The 25,641-nt window shown below is 31.5% G+C and carries 22 protein-coding genes, 5 tRNA genes and 1 rRNA gene; 6 read left to right on the plus strand and 22 right to left on the minus strand.

Translation table 11 applies throughout. From position 1 onward, the window contains the following. Positions 1-65: 65 nt before the first annotated feature. The 9 genes from KHQ81_10370 to KHQ81_10410 all read right to left on the minus strand — a co-directional run bounded on the left by KHQ81_10370 (position 66) and on the right by KHQ81_10410 (position 7,083). A 16S ribosomal RNA gene (locus tag KHQ81_10370) occupies positions 66-1,594 on the minus strand. A 186-nt stretch (positions 1,595-1,780) separates the two neighbouring features. Next, positions 1,781-1,854, minus strand: a tRNA-Gly gene (locus tag KHQ81_10375). Positions 1,855-1,858: 4 nt separating this feature from the next. Continuing rightward, positions 1,859-1,933, minus strand: a tRNA-Gln gene (locus KHQ81_10380). A gap of 4 nt (positions 1,934-1,937) precedes the next feature. Beyond that, positions 1,938-2,022, minus strand: a tRNA-Tyr gene (locus KHQ81_10385). Between the two features lie 7 nt (positions 2,023-2,029). Further along, a tRNA-Thr gene (locus KHQ81_10390) sits at positions 2,030-2,105 on the minus strand. A 15-nt stretch (positions 2,106-2,120) separates the two neighbouring features. Further along, positions 2,121-2,211: transfer RNA gene (locus KHQ81_10395), tRNA-Ser, on the minus strand. 87 nt (positions 2,212-2,298) lie between these two features. Then, positions 2,299-4,491, minus strand: a complete 2,193-nt coding sequence (locus KHQ81_10400) for an RNA-binding transcriptional accessory protein (GenBank protein ID QVK17263.1) — start codon at positions 4,489-4,491, stop codon at positions 2,299-2,301. Between the two features lie 326 nt (positions 4,492-4,817). After that, the gene (locus KHQ81_10405) at positions 4,818-5,963 is read right to left on the minus strand and encodes a pyridoxal phosphate-dependent aminotransferase (protein QVK17264.1); all 1,146 of its coding nucleotides are present in this window, start codon (positions 5,961-5,963) and stop codon (positions 4,818-4,820) included. A 112-nt stretch (positions 5,964-6,075) separates the two neighbouring features. Then, entirely contained in the window at positions 6,076-7,083 is a 1,008-nt protein-coding gene (locus KHQ81_10410) for an outer membrane lipoprotein carrier protein LolA (protein QVK17265.1), read from the minus strand. 123 nt (positions 7,084-7,206) lie between these two features. On the opposite strand from KHQ81_10410, the gene KHQ81_10415 reads away from it, so the two are divergent. Continuing rightward, a complete protein-coding gene (locus KHQ81_10415) occupies positions 7,207-7,413 on the plus strand; it encodes a DUF378 domain-containing protein (GenBank protein ID QVK17266.1) in 207 nt (68 codons plus the stop codon). Between the two features lie 59 nt (positions 7,414-7,472). Here KHQ81_10415 and acpS read toward each other — a convergent pair whose 3' ends face one another. Then, on the minus strand, positions 7,473-7,820 hold the full coding sequence (gene acpS, locus KHQ81_10420; GenBank protein QVK17267.1) for a holo-ACP synthase: 348 nt from the start codon (positions 7,818-7,820) through the stop codon (positions 7,473-7,475). Between the two features lie 139 nt (positions 7,821-7,959). Between acpS and KHQ81_10425 the strand changes: the two genes are divergently transcribed. Then, a complete protein-coding gene (locus KHQ81_10425; GenBank protein ID QVK17268.1) occupies positions 7,960-8,214 on the plus strand; it encodes a helix-turn-helix transcriptional regulator in 255 nt (84 codons plus the stop codon). Between the two features lie 31 nt (positions 8,215-8,245). Here the strand turns inward: KHQ81_10425 and KHQ81_10430 are convergent, their stop codons facing one another. After that, entirely contained in the window at positions 8,246-9,091 is an 846-nt protein-coding gene (locus tag KHQ81_10430) for an aminoglycoside 6-adenylyltransferase (GenBank protein ID QVK17269.1), read from the minus strand. Between the two features lie 211 nt (positions 9,092-9,302). On the opposite strand from KHQ81_10430, the gene KHQ81_10435 reads away from it, so the two are divergent. Genes KHQ81_10435 through KHQ81_10445 form a run of 3 tightly spaced genes read left to right on the plus strand, consistent with a single transcriptional unit; the run spans position 9,303 to position 12,392 of the window. Next, positions 9,303-10,202 carry a bifunctional enoyl-CoA hydratase/phosphate acetyltransferase gene (locus KHQ81_10435; protein QVK17270.1) on the plus strand — a complete coding sequence of 300 codons (900 nt, stop codon included), beginning with the start codon at positions 9,303-9,305 and terminating at the stop codon, positions 10,200-10,202. Between the two features lie 12 nt (positions 10,203-10,214). After that, entirely contained in the window at positions 10,215-11,282 is a 1,068-nt protein-coding gene (buk, locus tag KHQ81_10440; GenBank protein ID QVK17271.1) for a butyrate kinase, read from the plus strand. Between the two features lie 30 nt (positions 11,283-11,312). Continuing rightward, complete coding sequence (locus tag KHQ81_10445; protein QVK17272.1) at positions 11,313-12,392, plus strand: Glu/Leu/Phe/Val dehydrogenase; 1,080 nt, start codon at positions 11,313-11,315, stop codon at positions 12,390-12,392. Positions 12,393-12,504: 112 nt separating this feature from the next. Here the strand turns inward: KHQ81_10445 and KHQ81_10450 are convergent, their stop codons facing one another. The 10 genes from KHQ81_10450 to citC all read right to left on the minus strand — a co-directional run bounded on the left by KHQ81_10450 (position 12,505) and on the right by citC (position 22,681). Next, on the minus strand, positions 12,505-12,828 hold the full coding sequence (locus KHQ81_10450; GenBank protein ID QVK17273.1) for a DUF86 domain-containing protein: 324 nt from the start codon (positions 12,826-12,828) through the stop codon (positions 12,505-12,507). A gap of 349 nt (positions 12,829-13,177) precedes the next feature. Then, positions 13,178-14,641, minus strand: coding sequence for a citrate lyase subunit alpha (citF, locus tag KHQ81_10455; protein ID QVK19619.1), 1,464 nt, complete (start codon positions 14,639-14,641; stop codon positions 13,178-13,180). Between the two features lie 29 nt (positions 14,642-14,670). Further along, a complete protein-coding gene (locus tag KHQ81_10460; protein ID QVK17274.1) occupies positions 14,671-15,528 on the minus strand; it encodes an HpcH/HpaI aldolase/citrate lyase family protein in 858 nt (285 codons plus the stop codon). Then, entirely contained in the window at positions 15,521-15,790 is a 270-nt protein-coding gene (gene citD / locus KHQ81_10465; GenBank protein ID QVK17275.1) for a citrate lyase acyl carrier protein, read from the minus strand. The genes KHQ81_10460 and citD overlap by 8 nt, the downstream gene beginning before the upstream one ends. Positions 15,791-15,795: 5 nt before the next feature. Continuing rightward, positions 15,796-17,052: a methylaspartate ammonia-lyase gene (locus tag KHQ81_10470; protein ID QVK17276.1), complete on the minus strand. Its 1,257-nt coding sequence runs from the start codon at positions 17,050-17,052 to the stop codon at positions 15,796-15,798. Between the two features lie 12 nt (positions 17,053-17,064). Beyond that, entirely contained in the window at positions 17,065-18,531 is a 1,467-nt protein-coding gene (locus KHQ81_10475) for a methylaspartate mutase subunit E (protein QVK17277.1), read from the minus strand. A 13-nt stretch (positions 18,532-18,544) separates the two neighbouring features. Next, the gene (locus tag KHQ81_10480; GenBank protein ID QVK17278.1) at positions 18,545-19,930 is read right to left on the minus strand and encodes a glutamate mutase L; all 1,386 of its coding nucleotides are present in this window, start codon (positions 19,928-19,930) and stop codon (positions 18,545-18,547) included. A gap of 12 nt (positions 19,931-19,942) precedes the next feature. Further along, on the minus strand, positions 19,943-20,359 hold the full coding sequence (locus KHQ81_10485) for a methylaspartate mutase subunit S (protein QVK17279.1): 417 nt from the start codon (positions 20,357-20,359) through the stop codon (positions 19,943-19,945). Then, positions 20,338-21,645 (minus strand): citrate lyase holo-[acyl-carrier protein] synthase, encoded by a 1,308-nt coding sequence (gene citX / locus KHQ81_10490; GenBank protein ID QVK17280.1) that lies wholly within the window; start codon positions 21,643-21,645, stop codon positions 20,338-20,340. Before citX ends, KHQ81_10485 begins: the two co-directional genes overlap by 22 nt. A 1-nt stretch (position 21,646) precedes the next feature. Next, complete coding sequence (gene citC / locus KHQ81_10495; GenBank protein ID QVK17281.1) at positions 21,647-22,681, minus strand: [citrate (pro-3S)-lyase] ligase; 1,035 nt, start codon at positions 22,679-22,681, stop codon at positions 21,647-21,649. A 276-nt stretch (positions 22,682-22,957) separates the two neighbouring features. On the opposite strand from citC, the gene KHQ81_10500 reads away from it, so the two are divergent. Further along, the gene (locus KHQ81_10500) at positions 22,958-24,250 is read left to right on the plus strand and encodes a serine dehydratase subunit alpha family protein (GenBank protein ID QVK17282.1); all 1,293 of its coding nucleotides are present in this window, start codon (positions 22,958-22,960) and stop codon (positions 24,248-24,250) included. Between the two features lie 121 nt (positions 24,251-24,371). Here KHQ81_10500 and KHQ81_10505 read toward each other — a convergent pair whose 3' ends face one another. Then, complete coding sequence (locus tag KHQ81_10505; GenBank protein QVK17283.1) at positions 24,372-25,520, minus strand: hypothetical protein; 1,149 nt, start codon at positions 25,518-25,520, stop codon at positions 24,372-24,374. Positions 25,521-25,641: the final 121 nt, after the last annotated feature.

Consider the following 25,641-nt stretch of genomic DNA (forward strand, 5'->3'; position numbering starts at 1 on the left):
CTAAACAGAACTTTTGATTCAAGTTAAACCTTTGTGTGCTTTTTCTTTTTATTCTTTCTCCTTAGAAAGGAGGTGATCCATCCCCACGTTCCCGTAGGGATACCTTGTTACGACTTCACCCCAATCATCTGTCCCACCTTAGACGGCTCCCTCCTATAAATAGGTTAGGCCACCGGCTTCGGGTGTTACAAACTCTCATGGTGTGACGGGCGGTGTGTACAAGACCCGGGAACGTATTCACCGCGACATGCTGATTCGCGATTACTAGCGATTCCGACTTCATGTAGTCGAGTTGCAGACTACAATCTGAACTGAGATTAGTTTTTTGAGGTTTGCTTCACGTCTCCGCTTCGCTTCTCTTTGTTCTAACCATTGTAGCACGTGTGTAGCCCAGCCATAAGGGGCATGATGATTTGACGTCATCCCCACCTTCCTCCAGTTTGTCACTGGCAGTCTCGTTAGAGTCCTCAACTTAATGTTAGCAACTAACAACAAGGGTTGCGCTCGTTGCGGGACTTAACCCAACATCTCACGACACGAGCTGACGACAACCATGCACCACCTGTCTCCAATGTCCAAAAGGAAAGGTATATCTCTATACCGGTCATTGGGATGTCAAGGCCTGGTAAGGTTCTTCGCGTTGCGTCGAATTAAACCACATGCTCCACCGCTTGTGCGGGTCCCCGTCAATTCCTTTGAGTTTCAGTCTTGCGACCGTACTTCCCAGGCGGAGTACTTAATGCGTTAACTTCAGCACCGAGGTCTCCCCGACACTTAGTACTCATCGTTTACGGCGTGGACTACCAGGGTATCTAATCCTGTTTGCTACCCACGCTTTCGTGCCTCAGCGTCAGACACAGGCCAGAAGGCCGCCTTCGCCACCGGTGTTCCTCCACATATCTACGCATTTCACCGCTACACGTGGAATTCCACCTTCCTCTCCTGTACTCAAGTCTACCAGTTTCCAATCACCCTCCATGGTTAAGCCATGGGCTTTCAAATCAGACTTAATAGACCGCCTACGCACGCTTTACGCCCAATAATTCCGGACAACGCTCGCCACCTACGTATTACCGCGGCTGCTGGCACGTAGTTAGCCGTGGCTTTCTCATTAGGTACCGTCACTTCTTAGCCATTTCCTGCTAAGTTCTTTCTTCCCTAATAACAGAGCTTTACAATCCGAAGACCTTCTTCACTCACGCGGCATTGCTCGGTCAGACTTTCGTCCATTGCCGAAGATTCCCTACTGCTGCCTCCCGTAGGAGTCTGGGCCGTGTCTCAGTCCCAGTGTGGCCGTTCACCCTCTCAGGTCGGCTACGCATCGTCGCCTTGGTAGCCTTTACCCTACCAACTAGCTAATGCGCCGCAAGCCCATCTATCAGTGATGCTTTAAGGCATCTTTAAATATAAGATCATTGATCCTATATCCTATCCAGTATTAGCTACCGTTTCCAGTAGTTATCCTCGTCTCATAGGTTGGTTACTTACGTGTTACTCACCCGTTCGCCACTAACACTAAAAGTGTTCGTTCGACTTGCATGTATTAGGCATGCCGCCAGCGTTCGTCCTGAGCCAGGATCAAACTCTCCAAATAATTTATTAATTAATATAATTAATTTCATTGGTTTTTTTGATTCTGTACTCAAAGGTTTTAACTTGTTCGTTTATTCAACGTTCTGTCTAGTTTTCAAAGATCAAAATCACATAGAACATGAAAAATTATACCACGTAAAAAAATTATGTCAATAAGTTTCTCCAAAATTTTCCATGGTATTATTTTTGGAGCGAGCGAAGGGAATCGAACCCTCACAGTCAGCTTGGAAGGCTGAGGTTCTACCATTAAACTACGCTCGCAAAATGGCTGGGCTAGCTGGATTCGAACCAGCGAGTGACGGAGTCAAAGTCCGTTGCCTTACCGCTTGGCTATAGCCCAATAATGGTGGAGAGGGACGGTTTCGAACCGCCGAACCCGTTGGGAGCAGATTTACAGTCTGCCGCGTTTAGCCACTTCGCTACCTCTCCAAAAAAATGGTGCCGACTATAGGAATTGAACCCATAACCTACTGATTACAAGTCAGTTGCTCTACCTATTGAGCTAAGTCGGCATGTAAAAAATAAAATGGCGGAGTAAGAGGGATTTGAACCCTCGCGCCGGTTGCCCGACCTATACCCTTAGCAGGGGCACCTCTTCAGCCACTTGAGTATTACTCCACTACTTCAAAACGCCATTTTATAATACACCATCCATTAATTCTTGTCAAGAAGTAATCATCAATTTTTATAATTTTACAAATACTTCTATTCTGGTTTAATCATTGTTAATGCTAAACGTCTACGAAGTAAATCAATATTTTCTACATACACAGTAACAATATCCCCAACATTCACTACATCCATAGGATGTTTAACAAATGCATTACTCATTTTTGATATATGGACTAATCCACCTTCTTTAACTCCGCAATCAACAAACGCACCAAAATCAACTACGTTTCGAACAGTTCCTTGTAACTCCATACCGATTTGTAAATCCTCTAATTTTTTAATTCCTTTTCTTAATAAAGGTTTAGCCAATTCATCACGAGGATCACGATTAGGTGCAATAAAGGCATCTAATATATCATTTAAAGTATGCTCACCTAAATTAGTAATATGCATGATTTGAGCCTTATCCGCTTGATTAATCGCATCAACTAACTTGTCAGTTCCTAAATCAGTTAACTCACACCCTAAATGTTTTAAAATTAATAACGCATTATCATAATTTTCTGGATGAATTCCAGTTTTATCTAGAGGTTGATTTCCATCAACAATTCTTAAAAACCCAATCGCTTGTTCATAAGATTTAGCACCAAAACGAGGCACTTTAATTAATTCTTTACGGTTTGTAAACTTACCACTATCATCGCGATACTTTACAATATTTTTCGCTACAGTTGCATTACAACCTGAAACATGTTTTAACAATGCTTCTGATGCAGTATTTACATTAACACCAACATGGTTAACCGTTGTTTCAACCACAAAGTTTAATGAATCTTTTAATTTACTTTGTGTAACATCATGTTGATATTGTCCTACACCAATCGATTTAGTATCAATTTTAACAAGTTCTGATAACGGATCTTGCAATCTTCTAGCAATTGATATAGCTGAGCGTTCTTCTACATTTAAATCTGGAAACTCTTTTCTAGCTAACTCTGAAGCAGAATAAACTGATGCTCCCGCTTCACTAACTATAATATATGAAACATCACGCTTAAGGTTACTTAAAACATTCACAATAAACTCCTCAGTTTCTCGTGAAGCTGTCCCATTCCCAATAGCAACGATTTCAATCTGATAATCATTTATACATTTACTAATTAAATCCTGCGCTTCTTTAACACGATTATCATGAATTTTTTCACCTTTATATTTTTCATGTGGATAAATGACCCCTTTAGTTAACATCTTTCCTGTTTCATCCACAACTGCAAATTTACAACCCGTACGATACGCTGGGTCAACACCTAATACCATCTTCCCTTTCATCGGTGGTTGTAACAATAGATTCCTTAAATTTTCTGAAAATATATTAATCGCTTGTCCTTCTGCTTTTTCTTTTAATTCAGATCTGATTTCACGTTCAATCGAAGGTTTAATTAGTCGTTTATAACCATCATCACAAGCTGCCAATACATATGATGTAGTTACAGATTGATCATTAACAATCATCCGGTTGTAGATAAAATTCATTATTTTATCTTTTGGTTCATCAATTGAGACACGAATGATTTTTTCATTATCACCACGATTAACTGCTAATATCCTATGTGAAACAATTTTATTAATTGGTTCATGATAATCATAATACATTTCATAAACTTTTCTTTCATCTAATGATTCATCTTTAACTTTGGTTGTTAATTGTCCTTCTTTAACAAAGACACCTTTAGTAAACTTTCTAATATCAGCATTGTCAGAAACCATTTCAGCGATAATATCTTGTGCACCTTGTAATGCTTGTGAAGTTTCATTTACTCCTTTTTCTTCATCTAAATATTTACTCGCTTCTTCTAATACATCAGCATCTTTTGGAAAGCTCAATAAAAACTGTGCTAATGGTTCTAACCCTTTCGCAATAGCATCTGTTGCTCTAGTCTTTTTCTTTTCTTTATATGGTCTATATAAATCTTCAATATCTGATAATTTATCACATACTAAAATTTTATTTTTAAGTTCATCTGTTAATTTCCCTTTTTCAGAAATTAAACGAATGACATCATCTTTTCTTTTTAATAAATTTTGTTGATATTCATATTCTTTACTAATTTCACGAATTTGTTCTTCATTTAAAGCCCCTGTTACTTCTTTACGATATCGAGCAATAAAAGGCACCGTATTATTATCAGACAATAATTCTAATACCTTTGTTACTTGATCTATTTTAATCTTTAAATCATTTGCGATTCTTATGATTAATTCATGAATAAAATTTAACTCTGTCATGATGACCTCCTAAATTAATATATGTAAATATTTTAACATATTTTTACAAATTTTAAAATAAAAAAAAGTTGGCATCCAACTGATTGATATCCAACTAAGAGTTACATTATAAAATTTTACTTATCTTAAAACCCAATTTAATGGGGGGTCGTAGTCTCCCACGACCCATATTAGGGGTTATTATGAAAAGGGTATATGGGGGTGCAAAATAATATTTTTGCTGTAATACTACTTCTCGTAATATTACAAAGTAATTATAGCATATAATTTATCTTTTGTTAAGTGATTTGATAAAAAAAATAATGATTTTAATTATTCAGTTATATTTAAACTTTCTTGTTCGATTCAACAAACTCAGTTAGGCAGTTAATAAATCTTATAATATCTTTTATATCCTTACAACAAGAAACTCGAATATAATTTCCATAAGAATCTCCAAATAATATCCCTGGGACTAAAGCCACATGATAATTTTTAATAAAATATTGACAAAATTCCACTCCCGTCACCTGATAAGGACTAACATCAATAAAAACATAATAACCACATGTGGCTTCAACATACTTTATCTTCAAAAATTTTAAAGAATCAAGTAATGTATTTAAATTATTTAAATAATATTTTCTAACAAACTGTACAAAACATTCTTCTTCTAATGCCCCAAGCGCTGCTTTTTGCATGATAGTTGAAATACAACTTACAGATAAATAATTGATTTTTCTTAGTTCACGATTCATTAATTCATCACATACTACATATCCAATACGATATCCTGTCATCATATGCGATTTAGATAATCCATTAATAAAGAAAAATCTTTTTTTCAAATCATCGTTATTTATAAGTTCTGAAAAGGAAACAAAATCTTTAGTTGTATATTGTTTATAAATTTCATCAACAATAATATAGTAACTCTTAGATTTAAATAATGTTAAAAGCGAATCTTTTTCTGCTTTTGTATACGTCACACCCGTTGGATTATTAGGTTCATTAATAATGATTGCTTTTGTTTTTTCAGTAATCACTTCTTCTAATACTTCAGGATTAACTTTAAATTGGTACTTACCACTATCAATAATAATTGCTTTCCCACCAAGTAAATCAATTAATTTAAGATAAGCTGGATAATAAGGGGCAATTATAATAATTTCATCCTCACTTGATGTAATGATTGATAATAATACACTAAACAATGCCTGTGTACAACCATTAGTAATAATAATTTCTTTATCTGCCTGATACGTTGGATAATACTTTTCAATTAGGGTTTTTCGTAGTTTTTCATCACCTTCAATAGGACCATATTTAGTATCATTTGTTAATAAAGCTTCATATGCTTTTAACTTAGCATTAAAAGGACTATCAAAATGTCCTTCACCCATCGTTAAATCAATCCCTTTGGGGTCATCTTTAATTAATCGACTATAATAACGAACAGGATTCAATTTTATTTTCTTTAATCTTTTATTCATAGTATCACCACTTCATTTTATGCACATGGATATTTAAAAAGTAGTAAATTAAATAAATATATGAATATAAATAAAAAGCTCCACTATTTGTGGAACTTAATATTCACTACTACTATTTTTTGGCATCTGCCATAAAAGAATTTGCTACACTATACATTTGATCAGGGTCTAAATGTTCAGATATAATCAGAAACTCAATACCATTATCATGCCATAGTAATGTAGTATCTGTTTGGAATGCGATACCGCTACAAATTAATACAGGATCACCATAAATGATTTCTGAAGCACCTAACTCTTCATCAGTTGTTAAATATTCTTCAACAACTGTAAATGGAGCAGTTCCTTCAAATGTCATGATTGCTCTTTTACCTGTAATAATTTCTTTAACTGTTTCTTGTTTTAATGTTGTGCCATCAATTAAACCAGTTGGATACATGATTGTTCTTTCATCAAAAGTTGGTAAATCATCTTTGTAAGTACTAATCGCTTGATTCATACTATAATCTACTTTAAATTCATCTTCATTAAATTTAGGTTTATAATTGACATCTTCAAATAAAACATTTATTTTTTCATTATTGCTTGAATCAAATACAATAACTTCTTTAGGGAATAAAGTTTTTCCATCAATAACTATTTTTTGACTTGTTAATTCACTTGATCGACGATACTTAACTTTCGTTTCAAATACATAATCTCCATTTTGTTCAGCGACAACAACGTTCTCATCATTTATTATATCTTTTACTAATGATTGGAATAAATATGGTTGAGAACTATTAAGTGGCCAATCACTTTGAAATTTAAAACTTTTATTTAAAGCTGGTGTTAATACAAATACGCCCTTTTCATTTTTTAAGACAATTTGCACATTATTACTATCACGGTTTTTTAATGTCACTTTAAAGAAACTAGGTTCTTTATATTTTATATTGACATCAAATAAATGAGATTTGTTCATCTCTTTTATTTCCATGACAGCATCCACTTCAAATTTATCAATTTTTTCCATTTTTTCTCCGAGAGATTTGACAATATCTCCTTGAGATTTCTCACCACATGACCCAAGTATAAAAACTATTACTATAATTAAAATAACTGATATAATTTTTTTCATATAATCCACCTCGCAAAACTTTTCAATTAATATTATGTCAAAAAATACACAATTATTCTATAATGTATAAAATTATTACGAAAACAGATAATATTACTGAAAAATATATTTAGGAGGCGCTATATGAGTGTAACAATCCTACAAAAAATAGCACTTATTGTTACGATCATCGGAGCAATCAATTGGGGTTTAATTGGTTTATTCGAATTTGATTTAGTAGCATGGCTATTCAATGGACAAGGTTCTATATTATCACGTACAATATATACTCTTGTAGGAATTACAGGCTTAATTAATCTTGGTTTACTATTTGCTCCTACAGAGGACTAAATTAAAGAGGCTTTGATTAACATCAAAAGCCTCCTTTTTTTATATTAAGTTAAATAATATCATTTATTTTCTAACACAACAAAAGCCTGTGCATAATTATCTGTATGGGTAATCGATAAATGAATCCTTGTATCATTCTCTATTTGAATATAAGGTTTTCCACAAGCGTCATTTAAAACCTCAATATCTTTAAAAGTTATTAGACCAATACCAGTACCTAATGCTTTTGAATAGGCTTCTTTAGCAGCGAAACGTCCTGCTAGAAACTGTATTTTACGTTTTTCATTTTTATAACCATCATAAATTTCTATTTCTTTATCGGTTAATATGCGTTTAACAAGGTTCTTATGAGAACCTTTTTTTAGTCTTTCTATCTCTAATAAGTCAGTACCAATCCCAATAATCATTTTTTATCACCTATATTATTATAAGTCCTTAATCCATTTACTACAAGTAAAAATTATATACTTTAAAGGAAATGCTACTTATAGTCTGTAGAAAATCCAATTGATAAATAGTATTTTTATGTCAAATGGTGGTGATATGATGAAAAAAGATACGGAAATTAATGAACTATTTGGTAAAAAATTAAGACTACTTCGAATGGGAAAGGGATTATCACAAGAAGAATTAGGTTTACAAAGTGGACTACATAGAACCTATATCGGACAAATTGAAAGAGCAGAAAAAAATATATCTATCCGGAAAGCCTATCGAATTGCTAAAACACTTGAATTAGATATACGTGAACTATTTGATTTTAGTGATATCTATAAAGAAAACATAAATAAAAATAAATAAATTGCTTGTTAAAACGCAGATTTGCGTTTTTTTATTTATATTTTTTTACTTTATCCATTTCTCTTACCTGATATAAATACTCTACTGTATTTTTATCATCATTTATTGGATAATCATAATTTAAAGCTTCAGCTACAGGATTCCCTACTTTTCTCATCAGTTCACAGGCTTTAAATATTGATTCCCAAATTTCATTATAATCATTCCCTGAATAAGTGTCTTTTAATAAAAGATACATATCTTCAGGTAAATATTTTTTTACCCATTTTCCAAATTTACCAGGATTAACTTTAAAACCATACTCAAGACCAATATACCAAGAAATCATTTTTATAAGTGGTTTTTTAACAACCCACTCATACATAAATTTAACATATACTAATTCCTCACGATATATACCTTTAGCCACATTGTTTAAACACCAAAAAAACTCATTAATTGTTTCATCAAATTCAGCTTTAGTTGGTTTTTTTACGAAATAAGATGAATCATTTGGTGGTAAAAATTTAAGCAAAGTATTGTCCTTATCTAATAATACTAGACTTAAACTATCCTCTTCTAATTCATCTAAAAAATCAACTTGATAAAATGTCATATCTATACGTACTAAATCTTTAAACAACATTAAATAAATATGTGAATAATCTGTATTAATATTATGTTGAATGATTGCGGTTTCACCAAACGGCTTCATCCAATCTTGATTATCCAGATAATAGGAACTATCATTTGTGACCATAATGACATCATAATCCTGAAAAACATCAACAGGTGCATTCTTATTAACACGGGATCCATTCATAATAACCCCTCTTATCCTATCCTCTGTTTTGGCAAAATTTATAATTTGATTTAAAACAACCGCTTCATTTCTCATCCCATTCCTCCAAACATTATTGTATTTAATTTAATTATATTAATTGTTTATATCTATGTCAATTAATGTGTTTTATTAACTATATACTTATTTCTGAAGGTTTTATCATAGAATTTTCATTTTTTTAAAAAAAATGTCTAAATCTTATTTATATATTCAAATTTTATAGTATAATAGTGTTGAAAGCGTTTTCTAAGGGGAGGTGTTAAGTATGAAAACATTAAAAGAAATCATTATGGTCGCTCAAAATAGACCTAATAAAACGATTGCATTAGCTTGTCCAGAAGATCATGAAGTTTTACATGCTGTAGAGGAAGCAGTTAATTTAAACTTATGTGATTTTATTTTGTTTGGTGATGAGTTAAAAATTCATTCAATCGCAGAAGAAATAAACTTTTCACTGAATCAATGTCAAATAATTAATATCACTGATAAAGAACAAGCTTGTTTAGAAGCTGTAAAAGCTGTTTCTTCAGGACAAGCTGATGTCGTTATGAAAGGTTTAGTAGACACTGCAATCATTATGAAAAAAGTGCTTGATAAAGAAGTAGGTCTACGAACTGATAATATTATCAGCCATGTAATGGTCATGCAACTACCTAAATTTGATCGGTTACTCTTCTTAAGTGATGGAGCGATGAATATTGATCCAAGTGTTGATCAATTAAAGAAAATTACGATTAATGCCGTAAATTTAGCAAGAGCACTTAGTATTAGCCGACCTAAAGTAGCTTGTATTAGCGCCATTGAAAAAGTGAATCCAAAAATGCCTTCTTCTGTAAAATGTCATGAAATTGAACAAATGCAGGAAAAATTAGAAATTGTTCATTGTGACATATGTGGACCTTTAGCAATTGATTTAGCTTTAGATAAGGAATCTGCAAAAACGAAGAACATTAAAAATCCTGTTGCAGGTAATGCAGATATTTTAATCGTTCCATATATTGAAGTTGCAAATGCTTTATATAAGGGTTGGATGTTCGGTTGTGAAAATGTAAAAAGCGCAGGAATTATTATGGGTGCCAAAGCACCAATAGTCTTAACATCACGTGCTGACAGTCATGAAACTAAATTAAATTCAATCGCATTAAGTGTACTTATGCAAAATTAAGGGGGAATTATTTTGGGTAAATATGTACTAGTCATTAATCCTGGTTCAACCTCAACCAAAATAGCATTGTTTAATGATGAAACAACTGTTTTTGAAAGTAAAATCAGTCACTCAACAGAAGAAATTCAACAATTTGAGAATGTGGCTAGTCAATTTGAGTTTCGTAAAAATTTAATTGTAAAAGAGTTAAATAACCATAATTACCAAATTTCTGATTTAGATGCAGTTTGTGGACGAGGGGGATTATTAAAACCAATAAAAGGTGGAACTTATTTAGTAAATGATGAAATGATAAAAGATTTAACAGAGGCTAAACGTGGTGAACATGCTTCTAACCTTGGAGCACTAATCGCAAAAGATATCGCAGATGATGCTTTAATCCCTGCTTTTATTGTTGACCCAGTATCTGTTGATGAGATGGAAGACATTGCGCGTATATCTGGAATGCCATGCATTGAAAGACCAAGTCTATTTCATGCCTTAAATCAAAAAGCAATCGCTAGAGAAGTAGCGAAAGATAAGAATAAAAAATACGAGTCATTAAACTTAATTGTCGCTCATTTAGGCGGCGGAATTAGTGTTGGTGCACATAAAAAAGGACATATTGTTGATGTTAACAATGCTTTGGATGGCGATGGACCTATGAGTCCAGAAAGAAGTGGAACGGTTCCTTTAGGACCTCTATATAAAATGTGTTTTTCAAATAAATACACATTAAAGGAAATTAAATCAATGAATTATGGTAAGGGTGGTTTAGTTGCTTATTTAGGTACTAATAATGCAGTTGAAGTGGTTAAGCAAATCAAACAAGGTGATGAGAAAGCCAAATTAATTTATGAAGCAATGGCTTATCAAATTTCCAAAGAAATTGGAGCATGTTGTACTGTATTAAAAGGTGATATCGATTATATTGTCTTAACTGGTGGATTAGCTAATGAAAAATATTTAGTTAATAAAATATTAGAACGTATTTCATTCTTGTCTGAAGTTTTAGTATATCCTGGAGAGAATGAATTACTATCATTAGCTCAAGGTGCACTAAGAGTATTATATAAAGAAGAAGAACCAAAAACCTATTAATATAATAATAATTTAATCGGAGGGATAAAAATGGGAGTTTTTGATTACATGGAAAAATACGGTCATGAACAAATTATCTTTTTTCATGACAAAAAAACTGGTTTAAAAGGAATTACTGGAATTCATGACACAACAATTGGTCCAGCAATTGGGGGAACAAGATTATGGAATTATGAAAATGAAGAAGCAGCATTATTTGATGTTACTAGACTTTCTCGCGGTATGACTTACAAATGTGCAGCTGCAGAATGTAATTGTGGTGGTGGAAAGACTGTTCTATTAGGTGACCCTAATAAAGTAAAATCAGAGGGATATTTACGCGCTTATGGTCGTTATGTTCAATCTCTTAACGGAAGATTTTATACTGGTGAAGACATGAACATTAATGAACATGACTGTGACTACATGGTTATGGAATCAGATTACATTAATGGACGTGCTGATATGTCTGGTAACCCTTCTCCTGTAACTGCTTATGGTGTTTACTGGGGCGTTAAAGCAGCTGCTTATGAAAAATGGGGATCTAACAGTTTAAAAGATAAAGTTATAGCTGTTCAAGGTTTAGGTGCTGTAGGTTATAATTTATGTAAACATCTACATGATGAAGGGGCAAAATTAATTGTCACTGATATTTCACAAGAAAAAATCAATAAAGTTGTCACTGAATTTGGTGCACAAGCTGTTGGAATAAATGAAATTTATTCAGTTGATTGCGATATTTTCTCACCTAACTCAATTGGTGCTATATTAAATGATGATACTATTCCACAATTAAAATGTGAAGTGGTTGCAGGTGGCGCTAATAATGTTTTACTTGATGAAAATATACATGGTGATATGTTAATGAATCGTGATATTGTTTACGCTCCTGATTTTGTAATTAATGGCGCTGGATTAATTAATGTTTATCAAGAATTTTTCCCACCATATAATCGAGAAGAAGCATTATTAAAAGTTGAAAAAATCTATGATCGTTTATTAAGAATCTTTACTTATGCTAAAAAAAATAAAATCAATACACAAGAGGCAGCAACTAAGTTAGCTGAAGAAAGAATTGAAATGCTAAAAGATATTCATGCAAATTATGTCCCAGGAAGTAAGAGCCTATAAATATACTAAAATACCCATTTTGGGTATTTTTTTACTCTTATGTGAATTAATTTATTTCATTCAATTATTGTAAATAAAAATCCTCATATACCCTGTATATGAGGATTCTTATTTAATTTACAGCATTTTTTAAATCAGGTTTTATTTCTATTAACTTCACAGTTGCAATATTCCAAACAAGGTCTATATGTTCTGGATTATTTAAAATATTCCTTAAATCAAGTAAAGTTGCCCATGGAATTTCGTTATATTCTACTTTAATTTCCTCTGGAATATGCTTGCTCGCCTCACCAATAATATTTAAATACCGAATGACATCATCTACTAAATGATAATTACTTTTAAAATCAGCAAATGTTTTTCCATCTAATAATTTTTTTATTTTCTTTATCGTGGTGAGAATTTCTTCAATAAATATGTTGTGAATTTTCGTCATAAAATCCCTCCTTTAACTTAAGAAAGATGGTTCTCTATTTATATACATCATTAAACACAATTTTTTTATTCACTAATAATATATTATAATTATTTTAACACAAAAATGATAATTTTCAAGTTATATGTTTTTATTTTAGTGTCTTTGATGATTAAAAAAGCATCAAATCTGTATTTTTATTATTCAATTTTTTGATAATTATTCATTTGAGATAACTAAAAATAAAATAAATATAACTACTAAAACTTTACTTTTATCATCTTATTTTCCACTACCTATACATTAATTATACCAATCTTATCACATCTAAATAAAAAAACTGTTAAGAAACACTTAACAGTCTATAATATTATTGTTTTTGATAAAGAAAATCAATTACACTACCATCTCGATATTCTACAACTCCCACAACTTTATCAGTAAAATGAATCTGATTTGGGATACCTACTAGTGAGTCAGATATAGCTTTTAACTCTTCAATCGTTTTAAGTGGTAGATTAGTTTTTTTGAATCTTTCAATTAAGTCTTTTCGTCTCGGGTTAACCGCAATTCCTCTCTCAGTAACTAATACATCAATCGTTTCTCCTGGAGTGGTTTTACAGATAACCTTATCCTTTATAACTGGAATTCTAGAATTAAATAATTGGGATACGATAATGGCTACTTTAGCACCATTTGCTGTATCACTATGACCTCCAGACCCACCCATAATCTCTCCAGTAGATGAAGTTGTTACATTTACGTTAAAGTTCAAATCGATTTCAGTTGCCCCTAGTATTACAAAATCTAAATCATTTACGATACAATCATCATTGATATTTGCATATTTTGAAGCACTAATAGGTATATGATTTTCATTTTCACGGATTGAACGGATTGCTTCTAAATCAAAACATTGTACATCATATAATTTATCAAATAATCTCGCTTCAAGCATATCAACAATATAACCAGTGATTCCACCAGAAGCAAAACTACCTTTTATATTTTCTTTTATCATTAGTTGCTTTAAATAATAGGAAACAGCTAAACTTGTCCCTCCAGCGCCTGTCTGAAAAGAAAAGCCATTTTTAAAATATCCTGAATGATGAATCACATCAGTCGTTAATCGAGCTATTTTTAATCCAATTGGATTTTTTGTAATTTGAGTTGTTCCAGATACAATCCCTTTACAATCTCCAATTGAATCAACTTTTACTATATAATCAATATATTTTCCCTCTACCTCTATATCATCTAATTTATCAATTAAATTATCAGTAATTACAACAGTTGTTTTAGCAAAATGCGCATCAGTTACAGCATATCCCATCGATCCACAAGCACTTATCCCATCATTTCCTGTCAAATTCCCGATTTCATCACAGGTTGGGGCAGCTATAAATGCGATATCAATAGATACATCACCACTTTCAACTAGACGAACGCGTCCACCATGGGTATGCATAATCGCTACTTTCTTCATTTTACCTTGACTTATCGCTTCTGCTACAGGTCCAGAAATAAACGCAGCGATAATCTGTGTAACAATTCCTTTTTCAATATAATCAACTAATGGAGAATGACAAGGAAAAATAGAACTCGCAAAAATCGTTATATCTTTAACACCACGTTTTACAATTTCTTCCATCACCATGTTTAAAACATAATCGCCATTACGTAAGTGATGATGAAATGATAAGGTCATCCCATCTTTAATCTCTAATTCATCTAATAATCCTTGTAAGTTTCTGCGGTATTTTTCTTTCGATTGATTATTTTTTGATGGTTTCAATACTTCTTCATTTTTTTCTTTTCTAACTTCTTTATACATTTGATAATCATCTTTATAACCTAAAATATTCATAATAACACTCCTTTTATTAATCCTATTTTCGAAGCCATTTCAATGATTTTTTCAGCTCGCTTGATGATTGGTAAATCAACCATTTTTCCATCAAGTGAAAAAACACCTTTTCCTTCTTTTAAAGCACGATCTTTTGCTTCTATAATCCTTTTTGCATGATTAATTTCATCAATCGTTGGATTAAAAACTTGGTTAATTGATACGATTTGGCGTGGATTGATAGATGCCTTCCCATCAAAACCAAGACTTTTAGCGAACAAAGTATCTTTTTCTAGACCACTTTCATCATATATATCTGTAAATGGTGTATCAATCACAAATTTATTTAAAGCATGGGCAGCGTTAACAACCCGACCTCTTGCATAAAATAATTCTTGACCCAATTTAGTACGTTTACAATTTAAATCAACACATAAATCTTCTCCACCAAGCATTAAACCATAGCAACGATTGCTAGCGTCTAAAATATTATAAACTTGCTCAACACCCATAGCGGTTTCAATTAGAACCATAATTCCAATCTCTGTACCTTCTAATCGTTTACTTAAATCAATAACACTTTCAACAGTTGCCTTCGGTAATAAAATCAAATCGATATTTGATTGCTTTATTTCCTCAACATCTAATGCATAGTATGGTGTATCAAATGGATTAACTCTAACAATAATTTCACTTTTAAAATGAATCGTTTTTAAAACCTCTTTAACAAGTATTCTTGCTGAATCTTTTTCATCGAGCGCTACACTATCTTCTAAATCAAAGATGATACTATCAGCATCAAATACATCTGAGCTGATTAACATCCCTGAATTATTTCCTGGTATAAACAACATACTTCTTCTGATATTAGCCATTATTCACACCTCTTTTAATAGCGGTAATTAGCCTAGCACGAATGGTAACATCTAATGCCCCTTTATCAATTGCCTTCACTAATGTATGTTCAACACCAAACTCTTTAAGGGTGTCTAATATCACTTTTTTAATTTGTGAACCAAATGTTTCATAAACAATACTTTCTAATTCTATTGTATTTTCTTCGTATCCAGGAAATAACATAATATATATATCATTCGATTCATATGTTCCTGCTTTAGATGGTTTTAGAAGTTCCATATTAATCATCCTTTTTTAATTCGATTATGATATTCAACAATTTTTATGACACGATTCATTTCATTAGTAACAATCATGAATCCTTCATCAAATCCCATTCCTGGTTTTGCTAAGACTTGATCAGCACAACAAGCAAGTGCAACATTAGTAGTTACCTCAGCTGAGCGATTTGTTTCATTACAAGTTCCACCAACATAAGCCCCTATATTTTTTTCATTACAGTATAAAATGGCTTCAACAATATTATTAACACCGCCTAAATCAGGGGTTTTAATCTGTAACATATGTCCAGCTTTTTTATCTGCAAATAATTTTATATCTTCTAAGGTATTGCACCATTCATCTGCAACTAATTCAACGGGAATATTTCTTGAATCAATTTCTTCTCTTAAATCATGTAATGCTTCGATTTGTAATTCTCTATTTTCAACATCCATTGGCCCTTCTATTCTTAACTTGAATGGACGTGCTGCATTCGCTAAGGTTTCGATATAATCAGCCATTTTTTTTGTATCATTATCAAAAATAGTACCAATTGTACCGTATACATCAATATGTAATACTGGGTTATAATCTTCATCTGCTCGTTTTGTCATAATTCGGTCTCTTAACCATGTCACATAGTTTAATAATAATTCACCTTTATAACCTAATTTCTTTTCAATATTATTGATTAAAGCATGTGGCATCACATCAACCTTTTTAGTTATCATTTTATCAACATTTGTATAACGTTCATCCCCACATTGTCCAAAAACAGGGATTTTTCTAATTGATGAATCTATATGGTATTCTTTTTGAACAACTTCAGCCATAGTGATATGTTGTGCCTTAGCAACAGCATCTAGTAGTGCTTGAGATAATCCATAGCGAATGGCAGTATGTACTCGTTTACCTTCTACTACTAATTGGTCAACCGTTTCTACTAATTGTTTAAAAGAAGTTAACTCTTGATTGATTAAAAGTGGATAAATGTGTTCTTTTATAAATGGGATAAAATCTTCAGCTAAAAATAAAGGATCTCTTCCTCCAGCGCCAGAATATTGCACAGCAGCACAATCACCAAAAGCTATTTCACCATTTTCTAAAACAAGCATCACAGAGATAGATTCTCCTGCTTGTCGAATTGTAGAAAATCCAGGTGTAACAACATCCCCTTCATAAATAAACAAGTCTTGTTTTGCTCCTTTTTTTATGGCACGTTGATCGTCAAAATAAAATCCAGTTCTTCCTTCACTTAGTAATACATCAACTATTTTCATTTACATACTCTCCTACTTTTTAGTATCCTCGGGGGTTCCCACGAGTCTTCCTTCACTGATAGCAAAAATATCATCAACTGTCATTTGGAAATCAACCGGTCGTTTTTGGGTAATTCCACGTTTTTCTAACATATAGCGGTTATAACTTTTTAATTCATCAGTTAGAGGTACATTTCCAAAATCTAAATAACGAACAGCTCCATATGAATCACGAGCTGGAAGTATTTTATTGTTAGTATGTCTGCTTGGGGCAAATGGAATATCTAAAATACCTCTTTTAAATGCCTCTACAACACCTTTGGCTAGATCGCCTTTCCCTGCTTCAAATACAGCTTCTAATATACAATTAGTTTCTGCTTTTATCACATTAATTTGTTCTTTTAATTTTTTAGACATATAAATTTTTTGATCTGCTAATAAATTTAGCACCATTTTCGTACATTTTAATCCATTAGCATTTGCTTCTTTAGTAGGGATACCAAATGCCTCATGTGGTGTCTTTACAATTACTTTAGTGACTCTAGCAAACGCAGCGGTTACAGATGCATTAGAAATCGCAGCATAGGCTTTTGCTTCATCTTTTGGAAATCCACCCATCCATTGATGGAAAACGGTTGTAACTACTCGATTATAATAACCAAATTTTTTCAAATAACTATCAGTTAACTGTTCTAAAGCTTTAATGGCAGCGATATCTTGAATTTGATTACCACATTGTCCATAACCTACTGTAATATGTACAACGCCCTGTTCAGCAGCAAGTAATGCTTCTATTATCGCAACAGCATTTGACATTGATGGTGGTACTAAAGTCCCAGTAAGTGGTCCAAATGGTTCACGATTTATTGGAACTCCATTTTCTTGATAGATAGCAGCTAAACGATCACAATACTGCCAATCTTTAATTGTTTTTTCTAATGGGACATCTTTTGAATACGGGATATTATAAGATATCCCTCCACCTTCATTTGATGTCCAACCAGAGGCATGAATAATTTCAGACAATAAACGAGCATCAGGCGTTCCATGTCTTGCTTGCAGCGGTTTATCTAAACTCTCTAATACTCTTCGTGCACCTGCTACCCCATGATTAACAACAGGAAATCCATTTAACATCGAACGTCCTAATCGTCTTGATTCCTCAATCCCTAATTCACAATTTTCATAACGATTTAAACGTGTATATGAATCAATGGTTGATGGTAAAAAATCAGCTTCCCCTTCTTCTGATAGATACTTTAATAAATCAATATGTGCCCCTACTAAGGCAACACCAGCACGTGGTTGAGTTAAAGTTTTTTGATTATGTTTAGCCTTTTTTAATTTTAAAGCGAAATTTTTATGTTTTGGAATACTTCGAGCATATTCGATGTTACTATCTAAATCTCGTGCTTGTTCCCCGGTACTCCATGTTTTCAACACTTCTTCTCTAGTTTTAAGAAACTCATCCATTGAGAGTTTTTTATTCTCTAGTTCCAATTTTCGAATCCTCCTATTTATCAATTATATATTTTTTCATTATTCGAAAAGCACAATCTGGTAAATCGTATGCTAATAATCCCATTGCTGATAAAATATAACTTTCATCAACTTTTATAACAGGATTTTTGGGTTTTAATAAGGTAGGCTCTTGTTTTGAAAACATCCCCAATTCTAATATCTCTAATGGATGGTGACTATGAACAATAACCCCACCGGTTCCTATGATATAGTTAACTTCTAATAAATCTTTACCATATTGATTAAATACTTCACCTAAAGGTGTATAAGCAATTTCAATATATCCTACATGCCTGTTAAGTGCTAGTTTAGTGGCAACCTTCGCCAATGCCTCATCAAAATCAATGTCTTCTTTATTTTGAGGTACGAATTCAATATTATCATGTCGGTAACGACATTTCTTCAAGATATCTTCTGTTGATGTAAATTCTTTTATCATTTTCTCACCACCTGCTTCTAATAAAGCAAGTGCAGAATATCTCATCCCTAAATCTCCTTCAACTGTTCTTTTCGCAAACGGTTCTTGTAACCCCTTTAAATTAATTCCTGATTTAGATGGATAACCTTCTGCTAAAGAATGAACATCGGTTGTAGCACCTCCGATATCAACGACTATTAAATCACCAATTCCTGATAATCGATTGGTTCCTTTAGAAAGTATCTCGCTAGCTTTTAATACTGCAGCAGGTGTTGGTGTTAATATACCATCGATAAAAGCTTCTGCGCCATCCATTCCTTTTGATTTAATAATATTTTTCATGAAGACTTCTCTAATTTTCTCACGTACAGGGATTACATTAATTTCATTTAATTTAGGCATGACATTTTCAGTAGTTATATAATGAATATTATGTTCATCAAAGATTGTTCTTACTTCATCTAAAGCACATTTATTACCTGCAACAATAATAGGAATGTGTTTTAAATTAACGGCAATTTTCTTCGCATTTTCAATAATTATTTTTTTATTTCCACCATCAGTTCCACCTGATAGTAAAATAATATCCACTTTCATGTTTTTAATTTCATTAACTTCATCATTAGTTATTTCATAACTATAAGTCTTTAAGACACGTGCACCTGCACCTAATGCGGCTCTTTTACCTGCTTCTACAGTCAATTCTGGAACAAGACCAATCGTCACCATTTTAAGACCACCAGCTGCAGAAGAACAAGCTAGTTTTTTGATAATTTTTATTTTATTCTCATCATACTTCTGTTTTAATAAATGAAAAGCTTTGTCAAAACCTTCCATGATATTTGTTTCAACAGTTGTTATTGATTTACTCGTTGCAATAATTTCTTCTTTTTCAATGTCCACTAATGTTAATTTTGTATAAGTACTGCCAAAATCAATTAATAGATAGGCATTATTCATAAAAATCACCTTCTATTTAATATTTAAGTCTATTTTTAAATCTTCTATTCCAGTCTCAATTTTTACTCCAGGTGGATAAACGCGATCAAAACCTAATTTTTTAAATCGTTCTTCTACTTCTTTAAAATCTTGTTTACCAACAACAATATTCCCACCAATATATAATAGGATATTATCAAGACCTGCTTCATCACATTTTTCTCTCATTCCTTGACAATCAAGTTCTCCATGTCCATATAATGATGATACTAAAATTCCATCTGCATTTGTTTCTATCGCTGCATTAATAAAATCTTCTTGTGTAGATAAAACACCAACATTGATGACATTAAAATTAGCGTTTGTTAAGGCATATTCAATAATCTTATTTCCAACAGCATGCACATCAGACCCAATCACACCGATTACTATTGTTTTTTTATCAGCCATTTTTCTCTCCTCTTTATCATTTTATTTTTAATTAACGAAAGAAATATTGTCCCACATAGTAAGTCAGCTGAACCACCAGGGCTTATTCCTTCTTTTATAAACTGATCATTAATTTTTAACAATAACTTATTATCAAATCCTTCCTTCATTAAATGATTCATGGTCTTTTTAACATATTCTAAACCATCTAATCCTTTTCTATGTATGATCGTTGTATCCTCACATAAACTCATGATATAAATTAAGGTTTTTATTAGTGAATCTTTATTTTCTAAGTCCAAATATTTTAGCGCCTCTTGAATTATTGGGAATCCTAGACTAGCTTCTTTTCTAACTCCTTCCTTCTGATATTTTAAATATACTTTTTCACCATTACTTAATTTATTATCATCAATTTGATTTAATTCATGTAATTTATTTTTTGTTATAATTCTGCAATTTTCAAATATCTTATCAAATGAATCATTATGATAAAACATTTTTATAGAACTCATAACTAAGGTGCCTAAGACAAATATTAGTCCTTTATGAGTATTAACTCCCTTAGTTTTACAAAACATCTCCTTCTCACAAACTTTTCCTATATTAATCGCCTCATCAAGCATTTTTTCAATCTGTTTCTCTTGATATGCTAAATAAGCAAATTGAAGCATATACTTATTTAATACTGAGATACTATCAATAAAAGTAAAATAGTCCATGTCTTGATGAGCACCACTTGAATAAGGTGATACCAGTCCAAATGATGGATATGTAAACAATTCATATAACATCGCTTGATTGGTATACTCAATTATATCTATAGGTAGTTTTTCATATAAATCTACTGTTTGATGAAAGAAATGAATTAACGTTTCTAATGAATGCCTTTTGTGGACGATGCAATTAACTGCTTCTTCATCACAAAGGTAACACTTTCGTGAAGGGACTTGAAAATCATGACGTGATAAACTTTTTATCGTTTTATCATAAACATCAATATCAACTAGACGACCTAATAGATGCTGATTTTCAATACCGATTGCACTTAATTTCACGCCTTTACTACGTGTATCAGTTAAAACATAAAGATAAACTGGTCCTTCACCTTCATCAATATATTGAGATTCACTGACATTAAATCTTTCTTTTATCACTTCATTCATATAATTGATGACTTTATCTGTATATCTATTCTTTTTATTTTTACCGGGATAATTACATCTTAATGAAATCACAATTCCTTTTTTTAGTAATGATTCAATTAAACTGACGCGATTATCTCTTGCTTCTAATATCTTATTCATTTTAATGTCTACCTTTACTCTGTTTTATCTGTGAAATAATAGGTAATGCTTCTTTTGAAGTCAAATAGTCATAAGTCGTTTTAGGGACTAATGATTTTGTCTGTGAAATATCACCGCTTTTAATTAATCTTCTTACCTTTGAAGCACTGATTGCATAACCTAAAGCTTTTTTTCTATTAATTTCAATTACATCAATCCCATTCTCAGGTAATATTTTTTTCATCATTTCATTATAAGTTCTCGTTACCTCACAATAAGGCTCTGTCCCTATATATCGTTTTGTAATATTAAATATTGATTTATAATATGTAACAAATAGTTCACAATCGATCTTGGTTTGTAAAGTTACAATGTCCGTATTCTTTTTTAAGAAATACGTTGGAAAAGTAGCGTTAGAAATTAAGTAAGGACCTGTTTCTAATACTACTACATTATTTATATGCTTAGTTCCTTCTTTGATTAATCTCATTCGAGTAGAAAAGGGAAAACTAGATTTATTTTCTGTTACTACAAATACTAATAAGCAATCATTTTCACGAGCTGTTTCTTCTATTAAGTAAAGATGCCCATTTGTAAATGGATTACCATTCATAATGATACATGCTTTCTCGCAATCTGTAAGATTATTATTTTCTTTCAATTTACTTAAAAAGTTTTTAATATTCTGATTCCCATTTTCTAATATGGTAATACCATTTGATGTAATAATTTCTTGATAACCGAAATTAGTAAAAATGGTTTGATTATAACTCGGAGTGAAAATAAAAAAATGATATAAACCTTCCTTAAACATACGGTCTTCAATATTTTTAACAAGCGAGTTTGTTATCCCTAGCCCTTGATAGTTATCTAAAATCGCAAAACACTTTAAAACGTTTTTTGCTTTAGAAGCCGTGGCTATAATATTCCCGTTGTCATAAACCGCAATGGAATAATCTATATCATTTTCATATTCTAAGTTAAATTTATCTAGAAAATTTACGACATCTGTTTTTTTCTCGATATTATCTAAATAAATCTCTTCAATTACAAACATATTATACACCTAATTTATATATTAGTTTCATCTCTTGCATTATACTCCTATTAATAGGTAATGTAAACAACAATTTGCGAATTTATTTATTTTTTACAAACGCTTACATTTTAGGGTGTGTTAAACCACTTTTCTATTTCTCACTCATTTATTTTGATAAAGTAATCCATCAACTATTACTTAAGCATTAATCCTAAATTAATATTATTTCAAATTTATCTTTCTTTTATGTAAGCGCTTTGTTATAATTGTGTTAGTTACAAAGGTGGTGATTATTTGAATCGAATTATTAAAGAAAACTATAAAAGCATTTTACAAGAAGAATTGGTCTTAGCTATCGGTTGTACAGAACCAATTTCTATTGCCTATTGTGCAGCGATGGCAAGGCATATATTAGGTAAAAAACCTGATAAAATAAAGATTAACGTTAGTGGTAATATGTTAAAAAACGCGATGGGGGTAATTATACCACATACCACTTCTTTACGAGGTGTTTTAGCAGCAGGTGTATTAGGGACTGTGGGAGGTAATGCCTTAAAGAAATTAGCTGTTTTAGAAGATGTTACCGATGAACATATTGAGGAAACGTTAGCTTTATTAGAAACAAACTACGCTATTTTAGAAACTAAAGATACTACAATTAAATTATATGTTGAAATAACTGCATATAAAGATAATGAATACGCAACGGTTGAAATAAAACATACACATACTAATATCGTAAAAATTGAGAAAAATGGACAAATCGATTCTTTTACGAAATGTGATGATGATGATTTCAACACGCCTTTAATAACGAGAGAATTATTAAATATTAAAGAAATCTATGAATTTGCTACTCAAATTGATTTAGAACCACTAATTCCTATGTTAAAAATGCAAATGGACATGAATTATGCAATTGCCAATAAAGGATTAATGCATGATTATGGATTAAACGTTGGTTCTACCCTTTTAAAATACATGAAAGAAAATGATATTGTTAGAAAAGCAACTGCTTACACAGCGGCTGGAAGTGATGCAAGGATGAGTGGTTCTACTATGCCTGTTGTCACTAATTCAGGCTCTGGTAATCAAGGGATTACTACTTCTGTTCCTTTAGTTATTTATGCTGAATATAAAAAATCTAAAAATGAAGACTTGTATCGGGCTTTGATTTTGTCAGATTTAATCGCAATCCATATTAAAACAAAATTAGGAAGATTATCCGCTTTTTGTGGTGTGGTTGTTGCAGCTACAGGTGCAGCTTGTGGCATCAGTTACTTAGATGGCGCAAACGAGCGTCAAATTGAAGATACTATTAAAAATATTTTAGCTAATATTTCTGGTGTATTTTGTGATGGTGCTAAACCTTCCTGCGCAAGCAAAATTGCTTCAAGTGTTGATGCTGCTTTTCAAGCCTCAATGCTTGCAATGAATAACCATTCAATTGAATCTTGCTCTGGAATAATCAGTGATGATATTGAGCAAACCATTAAAAATGTTGGAGAAATTGGATATAAAGCCATGAATGAAACTGATAAAAAAATAATTGAAATCATGTCAAAATCATGTAATAAAAATTGTTAATTTGCATTTATAATGATATGATAATATCTTCAATCAATAGGGATGATATTTTTTTCCTTATATTTATACATTTTGTATATAACATATTTAAAAGGGACATCTTCTAGATGTCCCTAATAATTTATAATGATGTATTCTTATGTTTTCCTTTATTTTTATTTTTTCCTTTACCTTTTTCTATATGCTTACTTTTACCACCTTCATTTATTTGATAGCGATAGACTATTTCTCCATTTTCATCAGTTGTCACAAATATCTTAATAACACCTTTAATATCACCTAAATTATAATTTAACATATAAAGTGTCTTATCATCTTCAACAATCTTCTTAAATTGATAGAAACTAGTTTCTTCACCATCAAATAATCTAATATGTACTTTAACATCATTATCTTCTTGAATTAATTTAACATTAGATCTTTTCTTAACATTATCTATAACTGAAACAAGATCAAACTTTTGCATACCTTCTTCATTTTTAATTTTTACTCTAACATAATTACTAGAATTCTCACGATCTACTGTTTCAAAAAATATTTTTTCTTCTCCATCCTCTAAAACACTGTATCCTTCTAACTCATATTCAACCCCATCAATTACCATTAAACCAATAATATGAAAATGTTCAAAGGTTTCTTCCTCTGTTGTTGTAGTTTCTTCTTCTGTTGTTGTTTCTTCTTCTGTTGTTGTTTCCTCTGTTGTTGTAGTTTCTTCTTCTGTTGTCGTTGTTTCCTCTGTTGTTGTAGTTTCTTCTTCTGTTGTCGTTGTTTCTTCTACATCTTGATCTTCATCATTGATATATGAATAATAAAGCGTATAGATAACACCTTCGATAGTATAAGTTATTTGTTTATCATATGCTTCATTTGTTGATTCTTCTTCTTGAATACTTAAAGTTGAATCCACACCATTATCCATAAATACTTTTAATTTATCAAAATAGATATTAACTTCATCTAATTCAGATTCAACACCTAACACATCATCTCCATTTGTTTCTGTATCCTCAGTTGTTGTTTCAGATAAAAATAAACTGTTGACTTTAGTATGATTAAACATTATATTACTAATAGAAGGTTCATCTGATATAGATGATAAAATACCGCTTGATAAATAAGCTGAGAAAGCTAACGATTGGTTGTCATTTAAAGTAATCGTATTCAACTCATCAACACTCTCTGTAGTAGTGCTTTTAGACGCACTATCATTACTACATCCTACTAAAACTAATAAAAACATGATCATAAACAATGAAATTATTTTTCTCATTTATTTTATGTCCCCTTTCTTTTTCTTCTATTACATTTTATTGTTTCAATGTGATAATTAAGTGAGGTATAATAATTATTAATAAAAAATATTTATTTTAAAAATATAGTATTTTATTTAT

This window comes from Mycoplasmatota bacterium (genome assembly GCA_018394295.1).
Taxonomy (GTDB): domain Bacteria; phylum Bacillota_I; class Bacilli_A; order Haloplasmatales; family Haloplasmataceae; genus JAENYC01.